This is a genomic window from Halomonas korlensis (genome assembly GCF_900116705.1).
GTDB classification, from domain to species: domain Bacteria; phylum Pseudomonadota; class Gammaproteobacteria; order Pseudomonadales; family Halomonadaceae; genus Halomonas; species Halomonas korlensis.
This window is the reverse complement of record NZ_FPBP01000010.1, coordinates 36396-51474: the sequence shown is the minus strand read 5'-3', so window position 1 is coordinate 51474 and position 15079 is coordinate 36396. Positions and strand designations below refer to the sequence as shown.

The window sequence follows — 15079 nt, the reverse complement described above, 5'->3', positions numbered from 1 at the left end:
CCATGGATTGCCTGTTCTGCAAGATCGTCAACCGTGAGATTCCCGCCGACATCGTCTTCGAGGACGATGAGGTACTGGCGTTCAACGATATCAACCCTCAGGCGCCGACCCACCAGCTGATCGTGCCCAAACAGCACATCGCCACGCTCAACGATCTCGAGGAGAGTGACCTGGCGCTGGTCGGCCGGCTAACGTACACCGCCGCCAAGCTCGCCAGGCAGCAGGGCTTCGCCGATGACGGCTACCGGGTGGTCATGAATTGCAACGACCATGGTGGCCAGACGGTCTATCATATCCACATGCATCTGATGGGCGGTCGGCGCTTCACGTGGCCGGCCGGATAACGGCATTCAAGAGGTTTCCATGACCCGCAAGCTCTCCCGTGCCGACCGCCTTGTCCACCATTTCGATGCCGCGCTTCGCACTCTGGTGCCTGGCGCGGCACCGGCCTCACGCCCTTCGCCGGCCACGCGCGACGTGCGAGACGGCCCGATGGAGACTGAAGAACGCCGTCACGCGGCGGGACTGATGCGCATCCACCATACTGGCGAAGTGTGCGCCCAGGCGCTTTATCAAGGCCAGGGACTCGCCGTCGGGCTGCCCGAACGGCGCGGTCAGGTGGAAGCGGCCGCCCGGGGGCAGACCAATCACCTGGCCTGGTGCTATGCCCGCCTGCACGAACTGCATGACCGCACGAGTCGTCTGACGCCGTTCTTCTATGTTGCCTCCTTTGGCCTTGGCGTTGCGGCGGGTGCGGCAGGTCATCGGGTCGGGCTCGGGGCGGTTGCAGCCACCGAGGAACAACTGGGCAAACTAGTGGATAAGCAGCTGGAGAGACTGCCGCGTGGTGATCAGCGTTCTCGCGCCGTGCTGCGTCAGATGCGTATCGACGAGGCGCATCATGCCCAATTGGCTCTCGAAGCCGGCGCCATGCGCTTCCCGACACCGGTCAAGGCCGGCATGTCGCTGGTGGCCAACGCCATGGCTGCCAGCGCCTACCGGATTTAAGTCGCGGCTTCGCGCGCCTTGCCCTGTAGCTCTCGATGGCCCTGTAGCCCTCGATGAGGCCCCTTAGCCCTCGACGGTCCCTTAGCCCTCGACGATAGTGAACGAGTGGCTGATTTCGACGCCACCCTTGCCGAGCATGATCGAGGCGCTGCAGTACTTGTCGGCGGAGAGCTCCACCGCCCGCGCGACCTGCTTTTCCTTCAAGCCGTTGCCACTGACGATAAAATGCACGTGAATCCGCGTGAAGACACTCGGTACGCTGTCGGCGCGCTCGGCCTCGACCTCGGCCACGCAATCGCTGACCGGCGCGCGGGACTTCTCGAGAATTTCCAGGACATCGAACGACGTGCAGGCGCCGAGCCCCATCAGCAGCATCTCCATAGGGCGCGGGCCGGTATCGCGGCCGCCATGATCGGGCGGGCCGTCGATTACCACGCTATGGCCGCTTCCGGATTCGGCGACGAACTGACGACCATCGGTCCATTTGACGCTGGCTTTCATAGATCGGCTTCCTTCGGTTGAATTCGCTGACAACAGGCCAGGCAGCATACCAGCTGGCGCGACGGTGCTCAGCCCCGCAGGTGGCGGTCGAGGGCGGCCAGACGCTCCGGGGTACCCACGTCGACCCAGTCGCCGCGGTAGTGGCGGCCGGCGACGCGGCCCGCGGCCATGGCATGGCGCAGCAGCGGTGCCAGCGCGAAGGCGCCCGGCGCTTGGTTAGCCACCAGCGCCGGGTCAATGACGCTGAGACCGGCGAAGGTGAGGCGTGGCGCGCCCGAGTCGTGTACCCGGCCTTCGCCGTCGAGACGGAAGTCGCCGGCCGGGTGGTGCGGCGGATTGTCGACCAGCACCAGATGCGCCAGGTCGTCGCCCAGGCCGCTCGGGCCGTCAAGTGCGCTGAGCGCCATGTCACACCAGATGTCGCCGTTGACCAGCAGGAACGGCGCCTCGCCGAGTAACGGCAGCGCGTTGAGGATGCCGCCGCCGGTTTCCAGCGGCGCCGCCTCGTGGCTCCAGGCAATGGTAAGCCCGAAGTCGCTGCCCTCGCCGAGGGCGGCGACGACCTGCTCGGCACGGTAGCTGACGTTGATCACCACCTCCTTGATGCCTGCCTCGGCCAGGCGCTCCAGGTGATGGACGATCAACGGCTTGTCCGCCACCGGCAGCAGCGGCTTGGGGCAGCGATCGGTGAGCGGGCGCATGCGCGTGCCGAGGCCCGCGGCCAGGATCATCGCCTTCATGAGTCTTCCCCCCGCGATGGGGCGGCCAGTCGCCGGGTCAGGGCGGGGCGGAAAACCTCGGCCAGCCAGTGGCGAAAGGCGCGGTGCTCGGGAAGATCCGCCAGGCTGTCGTCGAGATGATCGAGAAAGTGCGGCAGACGCTCTAGGTAACCCTCACGCCTGTCACGCAGCGTGAGCCGACAGAAGATTCCCAGCACCTTCAAGGCGCGCTGGGCGGCCATGGCCTGCACCTGTCGATGAAAAGTATCTTCCGTCACGCTGCCCGGCAGGCGGCCGTCACTTATCGCCGTTTGGCGGAACGCCTCGGTCCAGCCGGCGAAGCGGGCGGGTGCGAAGCGGCAGTAGCGCCCCCGTAGTAGCGAGATCAAGTCGTAGCTGATGGGGCCGGCCACCGCGTCCTGAAAGTCGATCAGGGTGAGCTGGTCGCCGTCCACCATCAGGTTCATGGCGTCGTAATCGCGATGCACCGTGACCACCGGTTGCGCGAGTGCCGAGGCGATCAGCGCCTCGTGCAGCGCGCTCCAGCCAGGCGGAGCGTCAATCTCCAGCCATGCGCCGAGACACCATTGCGGGAAGAGGTCGAGCTCGCGCCCGAGTAACGCCTCGTCGTAGCGCGGCAGCGCTTCGGCGGAGGCGCGGTTCTGCAGGGCGTGAAGCAGTTCAATGGCACGCTCATGCCAGCCCAGGGTGACCGGATGCGCCGCCTCGCGCAGGCAGTGCTGAAGCGGCGTGTCACCGAGATCATCGAGCTCGAGGAAGCCGGCCTCCAGGTCCACGGCATGCAGGCCCGGGACCGGCAAGCCGGCGGCCTGCCAGTGTCTGGCAATGGCCACGAACGGGCGACTGTTCTCATGGTCGGGCGGCGCGTCCATGAGCATGCGCGTTTGGCCATCGGGCAACGTCAGGCGGAAGTAGCGGCGAAAACTGGCGTCGCCGGCGGCAAGCTCCAGCGCGACGCGCCCCGGGGCGAGCGCGTGGCGCGTAGCGGCCCAGTCACGCAATTGTTGCAGGCGCAAGGGGGCAGTGGCGTCGGACATCGTCATCGGGCTCCTGGGTCGTGGTGCGGTTGACGGTTCCGTGGCGTCCCCGCATGCTGATTTGCCGTTCTCGCCGGCGGTGGCAGGCTTGAAGCCGGCGGGACAGGCAGAATGCGGCCTGTATAATACCGATTCATCTCGCCAAGGACATCGTGAAACATGGGCAAGCGACTCTCGTGGACGACCCTGGCAGGACTCGTCACTTCCGGCATGGTGAGCCTGCCGCTGTCGGCGGCGCCACCCGAGCCGTTGCCGGCCGATCAGCTCGATTGGCAACCCTGGGGAAGCGACCGTCCCGAGGGCGCGCTTTGCCGTGGCCGCTACGTGATGCCGGGCTATCGCCTGCCGGTCCCGGCGGACGAAAAGATCGCCAGCGAGGCCGACAGCGCCGATTACGGCGCGGATGGCGAAACCATCCTGGCCGGCGAGGTCGTGCTGCGTCGCAGTGACGCCCAGCTCGAGGCGCCGCGGGTCCGCGTTCCCGGCACGCGCGAGACGGCCTTTGCCGAGGGCCCGCTGGCGCTGCGCGACCGCGGTATCCTGGTACGCGGGGAATCTGCCGAGCTCTCCTTGAACAGCGATGCCGCAAGTATCGATAACGCCCATTATGTTGCCCATGAGCAGCGCTTGCGGGGCGACGCTCAGCGCCTGGCGCGTCTCGAGGATGGCCGCTACCGCCTCACCGAGGCGAGCTTCACCACGTGTGATCCGGGCGATAACACCTGGCGACTGGTGGGCAACGACATCCTGTTGGATCGCGAGACAGGGGTCGGCACCGCCAGGCATGCCCGGCTGGAGGTGGCTAGGGTGCCGGTGTTCTATTGGCCATGGTTGCGCTTTCCCATCGACGAACGACGCCAGACCGGGTTTCTCTGGCCGATGCTGGGCATCTCGCTCGACTCCCTGGACTATGCCCAGCCGTTCTACTGGAACATCGCCCCGAATCGGGATGCCACTATCACGCCACGCTGGATAACGGATCGCGGCCTGCTGATGGGCGGTGAGTATCGCTACCTGTACGAAGACAATGCCGGTCAGATCGAAGGGGCCTATCTTGCCAATGACGATGGCGGCTCCGACGATGATCGTTACGATGAGCCGCAGCGGTTCGAGGGCGAGGATCGCTGGTATGTGGATTACCGCCATGCCGGGCGCTTCGATGCACGCACCCGATATCGGCTGCGTTACGGCGCGGCCAGTGACGGGCGCTACTTCGACGACTTCGGTACCACGTTCGGCGAACAGGAGACCTCCAACCTGCCACGGCTGGCCCAGATCGACCATCGCGGCGACGTCTGGCAGCTTCAGGCGCGGGCTCAGGGCTTCCAGCGTCTCGAGGAGCCGCTGCTGGATCGCGAGAAACCCTTCTATCGCCTGCCTAGCCTGACCGCCAATGCCCGTTGGTCCCAGGACAGCGGCTTCTACCAGCAGTGGCGCTCCAACCTGACGTATTTCTGGCGTGACGTGGATGAAGCGGAGCTACCCGATAACCCCCGCTTCGATCGCGAGGCCGCCGTGGGCACCCGGCTGCATCTCGCGCCGGCCGCGGGCTGGCGCTTCGACGAGACCTGGGGGCATCTGGAACCGCGGGTCGAGTGGCTGGCGACCGCCTACGAGCTGGATTACGGCAACCGCGAGACCGACCGTGACACCACCCTGACCCGCAGCGTGCCGGTGAGTACCCTCGATGCCGGCCTGGCCTTCGAGCGCGAGCTCGACCTCGGGGGCCGGGGCTATCGCCAGACGCTGGAACCCCGCATGAACTATGCCTACGTGCCGGCCCGCGACCAGAGCGAGTTCCCCGATTTCGATACCGCCGAGCGGGCCTTTTCCTGGAACCAGCTGTGGTCGCCGTATCGCTTTTCGGGGTCGGATCGCGTCGGCGATCTCAACCGGCTGTCTTTCGGAGTCGATTCGCGCCTTCTGGAAGACGCCAGCGGACGCCAGCGCCTCGCCCTGGGCATCGGACAAGCGCTCTACTTCGAAGATCGCAATATCGACATGGCGGGCGACCCCGACACCCTGCCGTCCGAGAGCCGCGATGAGGACTACTACCGCGCTACCCGCGACCGTTCGCCGATCGTGACGCGCCTCGACTGGCAGATGACCGATCATTGGCGTTCGCGCTGGCAGTGGCTCTACGACGATGATCGTGAGCGAACCGAGAGCGCATCACTGGCCGTGCAGTATCGCGCCGATGCCGGTCATGTACTGAACTTAGGCTACCGTTGGCAACTCGAAGGCTTCGACCCCGGCCTGGAAGATGAGGACGTGCTCACTTACAACCGCGAGGAGTACGACCTGTCGTTCGCCTGGAAGGCCAGCCGGCAGGTTGATCTGATCGGTCGCGTGCTCTACGACAATACCAACGACCGCGCCCTGGAGCAGCTGGCGGGTGTTCAGTGGAACGACTGCTGCTATGGTCTGCAGCTGGTCTGGCGCGAGTGGGTCGATGACCGCGACACCGCGAATACCATCGAAGACGATTATGTCGACCGCGGTGTCTTCCTGCGTTTCGTGTTCAAGGGCCTGGGCGGGGTCGGCGGCGAAGCCGATAGCTATTTCGAGCAGGCCATTCCGGGCTATCGCGCCACGGCGTTCTGACGCGAGATGAGAGCGACTATTCAAAGACAGCACGATTCAACGAGAGGAACCAACGCTATGCCGAGTCGACGTACCTTGCGCAGTCGACGCATCGCCAAACTAGGCGCCAGCCTGGCCCTGGCGTTGTGCCTGGGCGCCTTGCCGCTTGCCAGCCAGGCACAGAGCAACTATCAGCCGCTGGAGCGCCAGTCGCTGGATCGCATCGTGGCGGTGGTCAACGACGGCGCCATCATGGCCAGTGATCTCGAGGAACGCGTCGCACAGACACGCAGCCAGCTTGAGGCTCGCGACGAGTCATTACCCCCGGAGCGCGTGCTGCGTGAGCAGATGCTCGAGCGCATGATCATCGAGGAGATCCAGCTACAGATGGCGCGTGACGCCGGGCTGTCGGTGGACGATACCGATCTCAACCGTCAGATGAGAAGTATTGCCGAGAGCAATGGCATGAGCCTCGAGCAATTCGCCGACGCCGTGGAAGCCGATGGCCTGGCCTTCGCCGACGTGCGCGAGCAGATTCGCCGCGAGATGCTGTTGAGCCAGGTCCAACAGCGTGAAATTGGCAGCCGCATCAACATCTCCGATCGAGAAGTGGAGCAGCTCATGGAAGAGCAGGGCGCCAGCCGGGAACAGGCGCGTCAGGCGCTGTTTCAGCGTCAGGCCAATGAGGAGTTGGACATCTGGATGCAGGAAATCCGCTCCCGCGCCTTCATCGATAATCGGCTCGCCGAACGCTGATGGCGGACGCTGGCGGTCCGGTACTCGCGCTGACCACCGGCGAGCCGGCGGGTATCGGGCCCGAGTTGGCCGTGATGCTGGCCGCCGACGCCGCACCGCCCGCGCGGGTGGTGGTCGTCGGCGACCCGGCACTGCTGGCCGAGCGCGCCGCCATGCTGGGTCGCAAGCTCGAGCTGGTCACGCTTGCGCCCGGTGATCCGATCCCGGCCCCACGGCAGGGGTTGCTGCCGGTCTGGCCGGTGGCGCTGCGGGCGCCTTCGCACCCGGGGGTGCTGGATGTTGCCAATGCCGGCTATGTACTCGAGACCCTCGACGCGGCGGTCGCCGCCTGTCATGCCGGTCACGCTGTTGGCATGGTCACGGCCCCGTTGCACAAAGGGGTGATTCTGGATGCCGGGCATGTTGGCTTCAGCGGTCACACCGAGTACCTGCGCGACCGCTGTGGCGTCGACGAGGTGGTGATGCTGCTGGCGACCGACAGCGCCCTGCATGCCCGCACGCCAGAGTGGCGGGGCGGCGGTGCGCTGCGCGTGGCGCTTGCCACCACACATCTTGCGCTGCGTGAGGTGAGCGACGCCATTACCGGGCCGCGCCTTGCGCGGGTCCTGCGCATCCTGCATGCCGATCTGTCTCGCTGGTTCGGGGTGAGCGCGCCGCGCATCGCCGTGTGCGGCCTCAACCCTCATGCCGGTGAGGGCGGTCATCTGGGCCGTGAGGAGCTGGACGTGATCATTCCCGTGCTGGAGGCTCTGCGGGCCGAGGGCATGGCGCTCGACGGGCCGCTGCCCGCCGATACGCTGTTCACCCCGCGCCACCTCGACGGCGTCGACGCGGTCCTGGCCATGTATCATGACCAGGGGCTGCCGGTGCTCAAGTATGCCGGCTTTGGTCGCGCTGCCAATATCACGCTGGGCCTGCCGCTGGTGCGAACCTCGGTCGACCACGGCACCGCGCTGGACTTGGCCGGGCGTGGCCTTGCCGATCCCGGCAGCCTGGAAGTGGCGGTGCGTCTCGCCGCTGACATGGCCCGCCGTGGCGGCTTGGCCTGAACGGGCCGGAGACCAGCCTCGCTGCTTTTATCAAGACCACCCATCCTCAAGCACCCCCATCGATTGCTCACGATCACCGTATACTCGTTCACTGCAATAAAAGGATCCGCCTGCATGGCCTCTCGCCCCCCGATTCATCGGGCCCGTAAACGCTTCGGCCAGAATTTCCTGCGTGACCCGGGCGTCATCGCGCGCATCGTGCGTGCCATCGGCCCGCGCGAGGGCGACCGGCTGGTGGAGATCGGCCCCGGCCAGGGGGCGTTGACCGAGCCGCTGGTCGAGGCCGCGGGCGGACGGCTCGAGGTGATCGAACTCGACCGTGACTTGATTCCCGGCTTGCGCGTGCAGTTCTTCAATTATCCGAACGTCGTGATTCATGAGGGCGATGCCCTCAAGGTCGACTACCGGTTTCTGCGTGGCGAGGGCCCGGCGCTGCGGGTGGTCGGCAACCTGCCCTACAATATCTCCACGCCGCTGCTCGTGCGCCTGCTGGAGGCAGGTGATGCCGTTGCCGACATGCATTTCATGCTGCAAAAGGAAGTGGTCGACCGGCTCGCCGCGGTGCCAAGCAGCACCGACTGGGGGCGGCTTTCGGTCCTGGCGCAGTATCACTGCCGCGTGGAGTCGCTGTTCACCGTGTCGCCCGCCGCTTTCGTACCGCGTCCCAAGATCGATTCCGCTATCGTGCGCCTGACGCCATACGCTGCACTGCCGCACCCGGCACACGACGAGGCGCTACTCTTCGATGTGGTGCGTCAGGCCTTCGGTCAGCGACGCAAGACGCTGCGCAACAACCTCAAGGGCCGCATCGACGCTGCGGCGCTCGAGGCGCTGGACATTGAGCCGGGACGTCGTCCCCAGACGCTCACGGTCGAGGAGTTCGTGCGCATCGCCAATCACCTGGTGGAAACCGTTACAGGAGAAACGTCATGACGCCGACGCCTTCCGAGCCGCTCGACCACGCCGTCCGTGTCGATGTCGAGCCGTCGTTCCGCCTGGACGAATCCGCTCCCGATGACCAGCGCTACGTGTTCAGCTACACGGTCACAGTGCACAATCATTCCGGGCATAGCGTCCAGCTGCTCGCCCGCTACTGGAAGATCACCCAGGGTAGCGGCAAGGTGCAGGAGGTGCGCGGCAAGGGCGTGGTGGGCCAGCAGCCGATGATTGGCCCCGGCCAGACCTTCCGTTATACCAGCCGGGCGATTCTCGACGGTCCGGTGGGCGTGATGGAAGGCGCCTATACCTGCGTGGAAACCGCTAGCCAACGCCCCTTCGACGTGGCCATCGCGCCTTTCCGGCTGGCCGGTCCCAACCAGGTTCACTGACCTTATCGTCGACCGACAAAAGCACAAGGATGCTGCCATGACGACCTATGCCATCGGCGACCTTCACGGCTGTCATGCCGAATTCGTCGAGCTTCTCGGCCGGCTCGACTTCGACCCGCGTCGCGACCGCTTGTGGTTGACCGGCGACCTGGTCAACCGCGGGCCCGAGTCGCTGGCCTGTCTGCGCGAGGTCATGGCGCTGGGGGAGGCCGCCGTGACGGTGCTTGGCAACCATGACATGCACCTGCTGGCCGTGGCCCGTGGAGGCGGCTCGCCGCGCGCCAAGGATACGTTGGCCGCTACCCTGGCGGCCCGCGATCGGGAGACATTGCTCGATTGGCTGCAGACGCGCCCCTTCATGGTCCAGGAAGACGGCCCGGGTGAGCGCGAGATCGTGATGACCCACGCCGGGCTGCCGCCTCGCTGGTCGCTGCACGCTGCGGCCGAGCGTGCCGGTGAGCTGCAGTCTCGGCTGGGCGGTGAGCGCGCCGGTGAGTTTCTCGAGCGGATGTACGGGAATGAGCCGGCCTGCTGGCGCGACGATCTCGAGGGGATCGACCGGCTGAGACACCTCATCAACGTCTTTACTCGCATGCGCTTCATCGATGCCGAGGGGTGCCTGGAGTTCGCCGCCAAGGAAGGACTGGATAGCGCGCCGGCGGGCTTTGCGCCATGGTTCCAGTACCCCCGCGATGACGACCCCTGGCTGCTGTTCGGCCACTGGGCGGCCTTGCAGGGCGAAACACCCGAGCGACGGGTGTGCGTCGAGGCGCTGGATACCGGCTGCGTCTGGGGGGGAGAGCTCACCGCCATGAACCTCGCCAGCGGGGAGCGCTTCAGCGTGCCTAGCCGGCAGCGCCATGACTGACGTGACCATGTCTCGATGAGGAGCAACGCACCATGATCCAGCCAAGCTTTCAACATCTCGATATTCCCACCCTGGGTGACTGGCTAGGCGGCGGCCAGTCACTCACCTTGGTCGATATCCGCGACCCGGTAAGCTTCGCGCAGGGACATATTCCCGGCAGCCGGCATCTGGACAGCGACAGCGTATCGACCTTGCTGGCGCAAGCCCCGCGGGAGCAGCGGCTGGTGGTGGTCTGCTATCACGGCCATTCCAGTCAGCAGGCCGCCGCTTGGCTTGCGGGACAAGGCTTCGCCGAGGTGTACAGCCTGGATGGCGGCTTTACCGACTGGGCGCACCGGCATCCCGACCGCGTGGAATCCTGAGCGATGAACATCGGCGAGGATCCACGCCTGCAGGGGCTTGAGGTCTATCGGGTCGGCGGGGCGGTGCGCGATGCTCGTCTTGGCTGGCCGGTCAAGGATACCGACTGGGTCGTGGTGGGGGCCACGCCCGATGCCATGCGACGCCGTGGCTTCAAGCCGGTGGGGCGCGATTTTCCGGTTTTTCTGCACCCCGAAAACCACGAGGAATTCGCCCTGGCGCGCACCGAGCGCAAGTCGGGCCACGGCTATACCGGTTTCGAGGTGCATGCCAGCCCCGAGGTGACCCTGGAGGACGATCTCGCACGTCGCGACCTGACCATCAACGCCATGGCCGAGACGCCCGAGGGCGAACTGGTCGACCCCTACGGTGGCCAGGCGGATCTCCAGGCCCGGTTACTGCGCCATGTCTCACCGGCCTTCGTCGAGGATCCCCTGCGGGTGCTGCGCACCGCGCGCTTCCTGGCCCGCTACGCCGGGCTGGGGTTCGTGGTGGCCGACGAGACTCGGACGCTGATGGAGCGGCTGGTACGCAGCGGAGAGCTTTCCCATCTGGTCGCCGAGCGAGTGTGGACGGAAACCGAGAAGGCGCTTGGCGAACCCTGGCCCGAAGTCTACTTCCAGACCCTTGCCGAATGTGGCGCCCTCGCGGTGCTGTTGCCGGAGCTTGCCGCCGACGGCACCGCCCTGGACGAGGCGCTGGGGCGACTGCACCAGCTGCCGGAAGACATGGATGCCGAGCCCGTTACTTGCTGGCGGTGGGCGAGGCTGGTGGAGCATCTTGGCGAGCCGCCCCGTCAGGCGCTGGCCGAGCGCCTTCGCCTGCCCAAGGCCCATGCGGCCTTGGCCCGCCAGGCCGCGATAACACGCAGGCTGCGCTTGGATACCGCTGCCGGCTGCCCGCTTGATGGGCAGCGGGTGATGGGTTGGCTTGATGCCATCGATGCATGGCGCCGAAGCGAGCGGGTGCCACCCTTGGTCAGCCTGGTGAGTCTGGATGACGCCGAACTCGCCCATGACTTGTCGCTTGCCTGGCGACTGGCCGCGCAAATTCTGCCCAAGGCGCTGTTGGCGGAGGGCTACCAGGGACGGGCGCTGGGCGAGGAGCTTGCTGCTCGGCGCCGGGACGCGATCGACGGGGCACTCGGTAACGGGTGAGCGTCAGCCCGCGCGCGAGATGAGTCGCCCATTCCAGACGAAATCGACCGGCCACAGTCGCTGGTCCTTTGCGGCAAAGGCGGCCCAGTGATCAAGGTAGGGCTTACCGGTGAGTGGGTGGTGGTCCTCCGGCAGCAACTCGGCCATGGGCTGCAGTACGAAGGCATGGTGAAGAATTTCGTCGCGGGGTAGCTCGACCCCGTCATGCCGGCCGGTCAGGGTGCCAACGGTCAGGATGTCGATGTCCAGCGTACGGGGGCTGTACTTGGGCCCGTCCTTGACGCGTCCATTGGCGGCTTCCAGGCGCTTGCACCACGCCTGCAGCGCGCCTACCGCCCAGCGACTCTCGAAGGCGACCACCAGGTTGTAGAAGTTGCGGCCGTCTTCGAAGCCTACCGGTTCGCTCTCGAAGACTCGCGAGACGGCGAGCGTACCGAAGGTCTCCGACAGGGCGTCCAGGCAGGCGCACACATGATGCTCACGCTCGATATTACTGCCGATGCTTACACTGATACGGCCCATCACTGGGTCTCCGGCTGGCGGCCACGCTGGATGCTTACGCCCACCGCGGCCGCTGCCGGCACGGCACCGGGCTTGCGCACGGTCAGGCGTAGCCAGGCGATAGCGAACTCCTCACGCAGCGTCTCGGCGAGGCGCTCGGCAAAGGTTTCGACCAGCGCAACGTCATGCTCGGCGGCGAAAGCGATGATGCGCTCGCAGATCGCCGCATAATCGAGGGTCAGGGCGATGTCGTCGCTTGCGGCGGCCGGGCGGATATCCGTGGCAAGCTCGAGATCGAGAAGTAGTCGCTGGGTAATGGTGCGCTCCCAGTCGTAGACCCCGATCACGGTATCGACGCCAAGCGACTCAATCAGTACAAGATCCATGGAGGTCAGGTCCCATCGTAACGGCATTAAATATGGTTTAAAGGCGATTGTACGTTACCCGATCGCTGGACGACAGACAGGGGGTTTCGGCCCAGCCGCCAGGATAACTAGCGGCGTTCACTTGATAATTCGTCAGGATTGGTTGTTTGCTGAATACTCACATTATGACTACTAAATAATGCAGGCGGTAAGGCGTCAAGGTTAATGCAAAGCTCCTGTTATCATAATGCCTTAACGATGATTTAATTATATAGGTGTATAAAATAATGCATTCTTAATTTTATAAGTTAACCGCGTTATTTTATGGATTTCTTCATATTTGTTTGTCGTGAATCAATTAAAAGTGGTGTTTCGTTGTTCGAAATTGGGTCTGTATGTAAGTTTGTTTTTATATAGCTATGTTTTTTGGTTATGTATTTCTTTAAGGCTAACAAAACAAAGGGACCCGGCTGGTAGTTAATGAGAACCCTGCTACAGTGCAAGTTCCCGGCGTAGGTTCTCCGGCCGTTAGCTACACAGTGAAGGTGTTATATGAGCAAAGAAACCATGGAAAAAGTTGTCGAGCAGTTTCAAAGCGCTATCGTGGAGCCGATGCGCGCTTATGGCTCGCTAACAACCGACTATTACGCCAGGCTCTTCGATTCCCAGTTTGATACCGCGCGCACCGTCACCGGGATAAGCCTGGATCAGTCCTGGCGGTGGGTCGGCATGGATGGCTTACCCAGCCCCCGGATATTATTGGAAGAGCAACAGCGAGCCTTTCAAGCCATCAGTGAATGTTTGCAAGGCGATGCCGAGACGCTGGTCGACCTGAACCAGGAATACCTAAGCAAGTTTCATAAGCTCAGTGAAGAAAGCATGCAAAAGAGCCAAGGCTTGGCTCGAGATAACACCCAGCTGATGACTGAAAATTTCAAGGAGAGCCAGAATTTCTTCGATGATACACGGCCGGCGGACTAGCCTCGGCCCCAGGTTGCCGCAACGCAATAGAATGAGGCAACATCCATTGCGGCGAGTGGGCAGGCCGACACATCTGCACTCGGCCTTCTTCGCTAAAAGTGACAGAATTGTACTCTCTGAGCACTGATGACGTTGGCGTGCAGGAGAGGGGCCATGGAAGCGCGATTTGACGTGATCCTGTCGCTGATGGCGGCTGGATATTTAAGCGGTACCTGGCTCGGTGCGTTGAGTGTCTGCCGTTGGGCCGGGGTGGGAGACCCGCGGTTGATGGGTTCCGGCAATCCGGGGTTTTCCAATGTGCTGCGTCTTCATGGTCGACGCCTGGCGCTGGCTACTCTGGTGGTGGACGTGGTCAAGGGCATGCCGGGGCTGTGGCTGGCGATGGCGCTCGGTTTGCCGCCCTGGGCGCAGGGACTGGTTGGCCTGGGCGTGCTGTTGGGGCATAGCTACCCGGCCTGGCACCGCTTTCAGGGAGGCAAGGGGGTGGCCAGTGCATTCGGCGTGATGCTGATTCTCACCCCTGAGGTGGCACTCATTTGCGCGGCTATCTGGGGGCTGCTGGCCTGGCGAGTCAACACGGCCGCTATCGCATCACTGGCCAGTGCCATGGCGGCGCCGCTTACCAGCGTTTGGCTGGCGCCGGAATATACCGGGGTGGTGATTGCCTTCACGATGCTGGTGCTGGTGCGCCACCTGCTCAATATCCGTCGCCTGGGGCGCGGCGACGAGCCGCGGCTGGATCGCTATCATTAGCCAGGGCTGGGTCAACCAAGTGGATGCAGCCACTCAACGTCGGCCAATCGTCAGGTACCGGCTGGCGCCGCAAGCGATGCCAGGGGCCAGCGCGGCACGGCCTGCATGATGCCGAGCTCGTCATGCTCGCCGGCAAGCAGGCGCTGGGCGCCTGCATAGGCGATCATGGCGCCGTTGTCGGTGCAGAAGCGCCCGCGCGGATAATAGGCGCGGGCGCCGCGTTTGTCCGTCTCGCGGGCGAGACGCTCGCGCAGCCGTGCGTTGGCGCTCACCCCGCCAGCAACGACCAGGCGCTTGAGCCCCGTCTGGTCGAGCGCACGGCGGCACTTGATGACCAGGGTGTCGACCACGGCTTCTTCGAAGGCACGGGCGATATCGGCGCGTGCCTGCTCGTCGAGGTCGCCGGCCGCCTCGAGCTGTCGGGTGGCGGTCAGGGTGTGGGTCTTGAGGCCCGAGAAGCTGAAATCGAGCCCCGGGCGGTCGGTCATGGGCCGAGGAAAGCGCAGACGCTTCGGGTCGCCCTGCTCGGCGAGGCGTGCGATCAGCGGGCCGCCTGGGTAATCGAGGCCCAGCATCTTGGCAGCCTTGTCGAAGGCTTCCCCGGCGGCATCATCGACCGACTCGCCCAGCAACCGATAGCGGCCGATGCCTTGCACATCCACCAACTGGGTGTGGCCCCCCGACACGAGCAGCGCCACGAAGGGAAAGGCGGGCGGTTCGTCCTCTATCATCGGCGCCAAGAGATGGCCTTCCATGTGATGTACGCCGAGCACGGGTATGCCCAACGCCCGGGCCATGCCGTGGGCCGTGCTGGCGCCGACCATCAGCGCGCCAACCAGGCCAGGCCCGGCGGTGTAGGCGATGGCGTCGAGGTCGGTGCGCGTCAGGCCAGCCTCGTCGAGCACCTGCTGGATCAGCGGCAACAATCGTCGAGTGTGGTCGCGAGAGGCCAGTTCGGGCACCACGCCCCCGTAATCGGCGTGCATGGCGACCTGGCTATAGAGGGCGTCCGCGACAAGGCCGCGTTTGCTGTCGAAAAGGGCGACGCCGGTCTCGTCGCAGGAGGTTTCGATGCCCAGTACGCGCATGAGG

The 15079-nt window shown here is 64.8% G+C and carries 18 protein-coding genes; 12 read left to right on the top strand and 6 right to left on the bottom strand.

Features of this window, described 5'->3' with window-relative positions:
• Positions 1 to 2: 2 nt before the first annotated feature.
• Together BM341_RS13535 and coq7 are read left to right on the top strand one after the other, a co-directional pair.
• Positions 3 to 344: a histidine triad nucleotide-binding protein gene (locus BM341_RS13535; protein WP_089796606.1), complete on the top strand. Its 342-nt coding sequence runs from the start codon at positions 3 to 5 to the stop codon at positions 342 to 344.
• Positions 345 to 363: 19 nt separating this feature from the next.
• Complete coding sequence (gene coq7, locus BM341_RS13530; protein ID WP_089796605.1) at positions 364 to 1008, top strand: 2-polyprenyl-3-methyl-6-methoxy-1,4-benzoquinone monooxygenase; 645 nt, start codon at positions 364 to 366, stop codon at positions 1006 to 1008.
• A gap of 81 nt (positions 1009 to 1089) precedes the next feature.
• Here the strand turns inward: coq7 and BM341_RS13525 are convergent, their stop codons facing one another.
• The 3 genes from BM341_RS13525 to BM341_RS13515 form a co-directional block, all read right to left on the bottom strand.
• Entirely contained in the window at positions 1090 to 1509 is a 420-nt protein-coding gene (locus tag BM341_RS13525; protein ID WP_089796604.1) for an OsmC family protein, read from the bottom strand.
• Positions 1510 to 1577: 68 nt separating this feature from the next.
• A complete protein-coding gene (gene murU, locus BM341_RS13520; protein WP_089796603.1) occupies positions 1578 to 2249 on the bottom strand; it encodes an N-acetylmuramate alpha-1-phosphate uridylyltransferase MurU in 672 nt (223 codons plus the stop codon).
• Positions 2246 to 3286 (bottom strand): aminoglycoside phosphotransferase family protein, encoded by a 1041-nt coding sequence (locus BM341_RS13515; RefSeq protein WP_175507872.1) that lies wholly within the window; start codon positions 3284 to 3286, stop codon positions 2246 to 2248. Before BM341_RS13515 ends, murU begins: the two co-directional genes overlap by 4 nt.
• A gap of 159 nt (positions 3287 to 3445) precedes the next feature.
• Here BM341_RS13515 and BM341_RS13510 point away from each other — a divergent pair, with 159 nt between their 5' ends.
• From BM341_RS13510 to BM341_RS13475, 8 genes are all read left to right on the top strand, one after another.
• Positions 3446 to 5890 (top strand): LPS-assembly protein LptD, encoded by a 2445-nt coding sequence (locus BM341_RS13510; RefSeq protein ID WP_089796601.1) that lies wholly within the window; start codon positions 3446 to 3448, stop codon positions 5888 to 5890.
• 57 nt (positions 5891 to 5947) lie between these two features.
• Positions 5948 to 6625, top strand: a complete 678-nt coding sequence (locus BM341_RS13505) for a SurA N-terminal domain-containing protein (protein ID WP_089796600.1) — start codon at positions 5948 to 5950, stop codon at positions 6623 to 6625.
• A complete protein-coding gene (pdxA, locus tag BM341_RS13500) occupies positions 6625 to 7674 on the top strand; it encodes a 4-hydroxythreonine-4-phosphate dehydrogenase PdxA (protein WP_089796599.1) in 1050 nt (349 codons plus the stop codon). Before BM341_RS13505 ends, pdxA begins: the two co-directional genes overlap by 1 nt.
• 114 nt (positions 7675 to 7788) lie before the next feature.
• On the top strand, positions 7789 to 8607 hold the full coding sequence (gene rsmA, locus BM341_RS13495; protein WP_089796598.1) for a 16S rRNA (adenine(1518)-N(6)/adenine(1519)-N(6))-dimethyltransferase RsmA: 819 nt from the start codon (positions 7789 to 7791) through the stop codon (positions 8605 to 8607).
• Positions 8604 to 9002, top strand: a complete 399-nt coding sequence (gene apaG / locus BM341_RS13490) for a Co2+/Mg2+ efflux protein ApaG (RefSeq protein ID WP_089796597.1) — start codon at positions 8604 to 8606, stop codon at positions 9000 to 9002. Before rsmA ends, apaG begins: the two co-directional genes overlap by 4 nt.
• Positions 9003 to 9039: 37 nt before the next feature.
• Positions 9040 to 9870, top strand: coding sequence for a symmetrical bis(5'-nucleosyl)-tetraphosphatase (locus tag BM341_RS13485; RefSeq protein WP_089796596.1), 831 nt, complete (start codon positions 9040 to 9042; stop codon positions 9868 to 9870).
• A 32-nt stretch (positions 9871 to 9902) separates the two neighbouring features.
• Positions 9903 to 10232 carry a thiosulfate sulfurtransferase GlpE gene (gene glpE / locus BM341_RS13480; protein WP_089796595.1) on the top strand — a complete coding sequence of 110 codons (330 nt, stop codon included), beginning with the start codon at positions 9903 to 9905 and terminating at the stop codon, positions 10230 to 10232.
• Positions 10233 to 10235: 3 nt separating this feature from the next.
• On the top strand, positions 10236 to 11387 hold the full coding sequence (locus BM341_RS13475) for a tRNA nucleotidyltransferase/poly(A) polymerase-related protein (protein ID WP_089796594.1): 1152 nt from the start codon (positions 10236 to 10238) through the stop codon (positions 11385 to 11387).
• Positions 11388 to 11390: 3 nt separating this feature from the next.
• Here the strand turns inward: BM341_RS13475 and folK are convergent, their stop codons facing one another.
• The gene (folK, locus tag BM341_RS13470) at positions 11391 to 11909 is read right to left on the bottom strand and encodes a 2-amino-4-hydroxy-6-hydroxymethyldihydropteridine diphosphokinase (RefSeq protein ID WP_089796593.1); all 519 of its coding nucleotides are present in this window, start codon (positions 11907 to 11909) and stop codon (positions 11391 to 11393) included.
• Entirely contained in the window at positions 11909 to 12274 is a 366-nt protein-coding gene (folB, locus tag BM341_RS13465) for a dihydroneopterin aldolase (protein WP_089796592.1), read from the bottom strand. The genes folK and folB overlap by 1 nt, the downstream gene beginning before the upstream one ends.
• 531 nt (positions 12275 to 12805) lie before the next feature.
• On the opposite strand from folB, the gene BM341_RS13460 reads away from it, so the two are divergent.
• A complete protein-coding gene (locus BM341_RS13460; RefSeq protein WP_089796591.1) occupies positions 12806 to 13234 on the top strand; it encodes a hypothetical protein in 429 nt (142 codons plus the stop codon).
• Positions 13235 to 13387: 153 nt separating this feature from the next.
• Positions 13388 to 13987, top strand: coding sequence for a glycerol-3-phosphate 1-O-acyltransferase PlsY (plsY, locus tag BM341_RS13455; protein ID WP_089796590.1), 600 nt, complete (start codon positions 13388 to 13390; stop codon positions 13985 to 13987).
• A gap of 50 nt (positions 13988 to 14037) precedes the next feature.
• On the opposite strand, the gene tsaD is transcribed toward plsY, so the two are convergent.
• The gene (tsaD, locus tag BM341_RS13450; protein WP_089796589.1) at positions 14038 to 15075 is read right to left on the bottom strand and encodes a tRNA (adenosine(37)-N6)-threonylcarbamoyltransferase complex transferase subunit TsaD; all 1038 of its coding nucleotides are present in this window, start codon (positions 15073 to 15075) and stop codon (positions 14038 to 14040) included.
• Positions 15076 to 15079 lie beyond the last annotated feature (4 nt).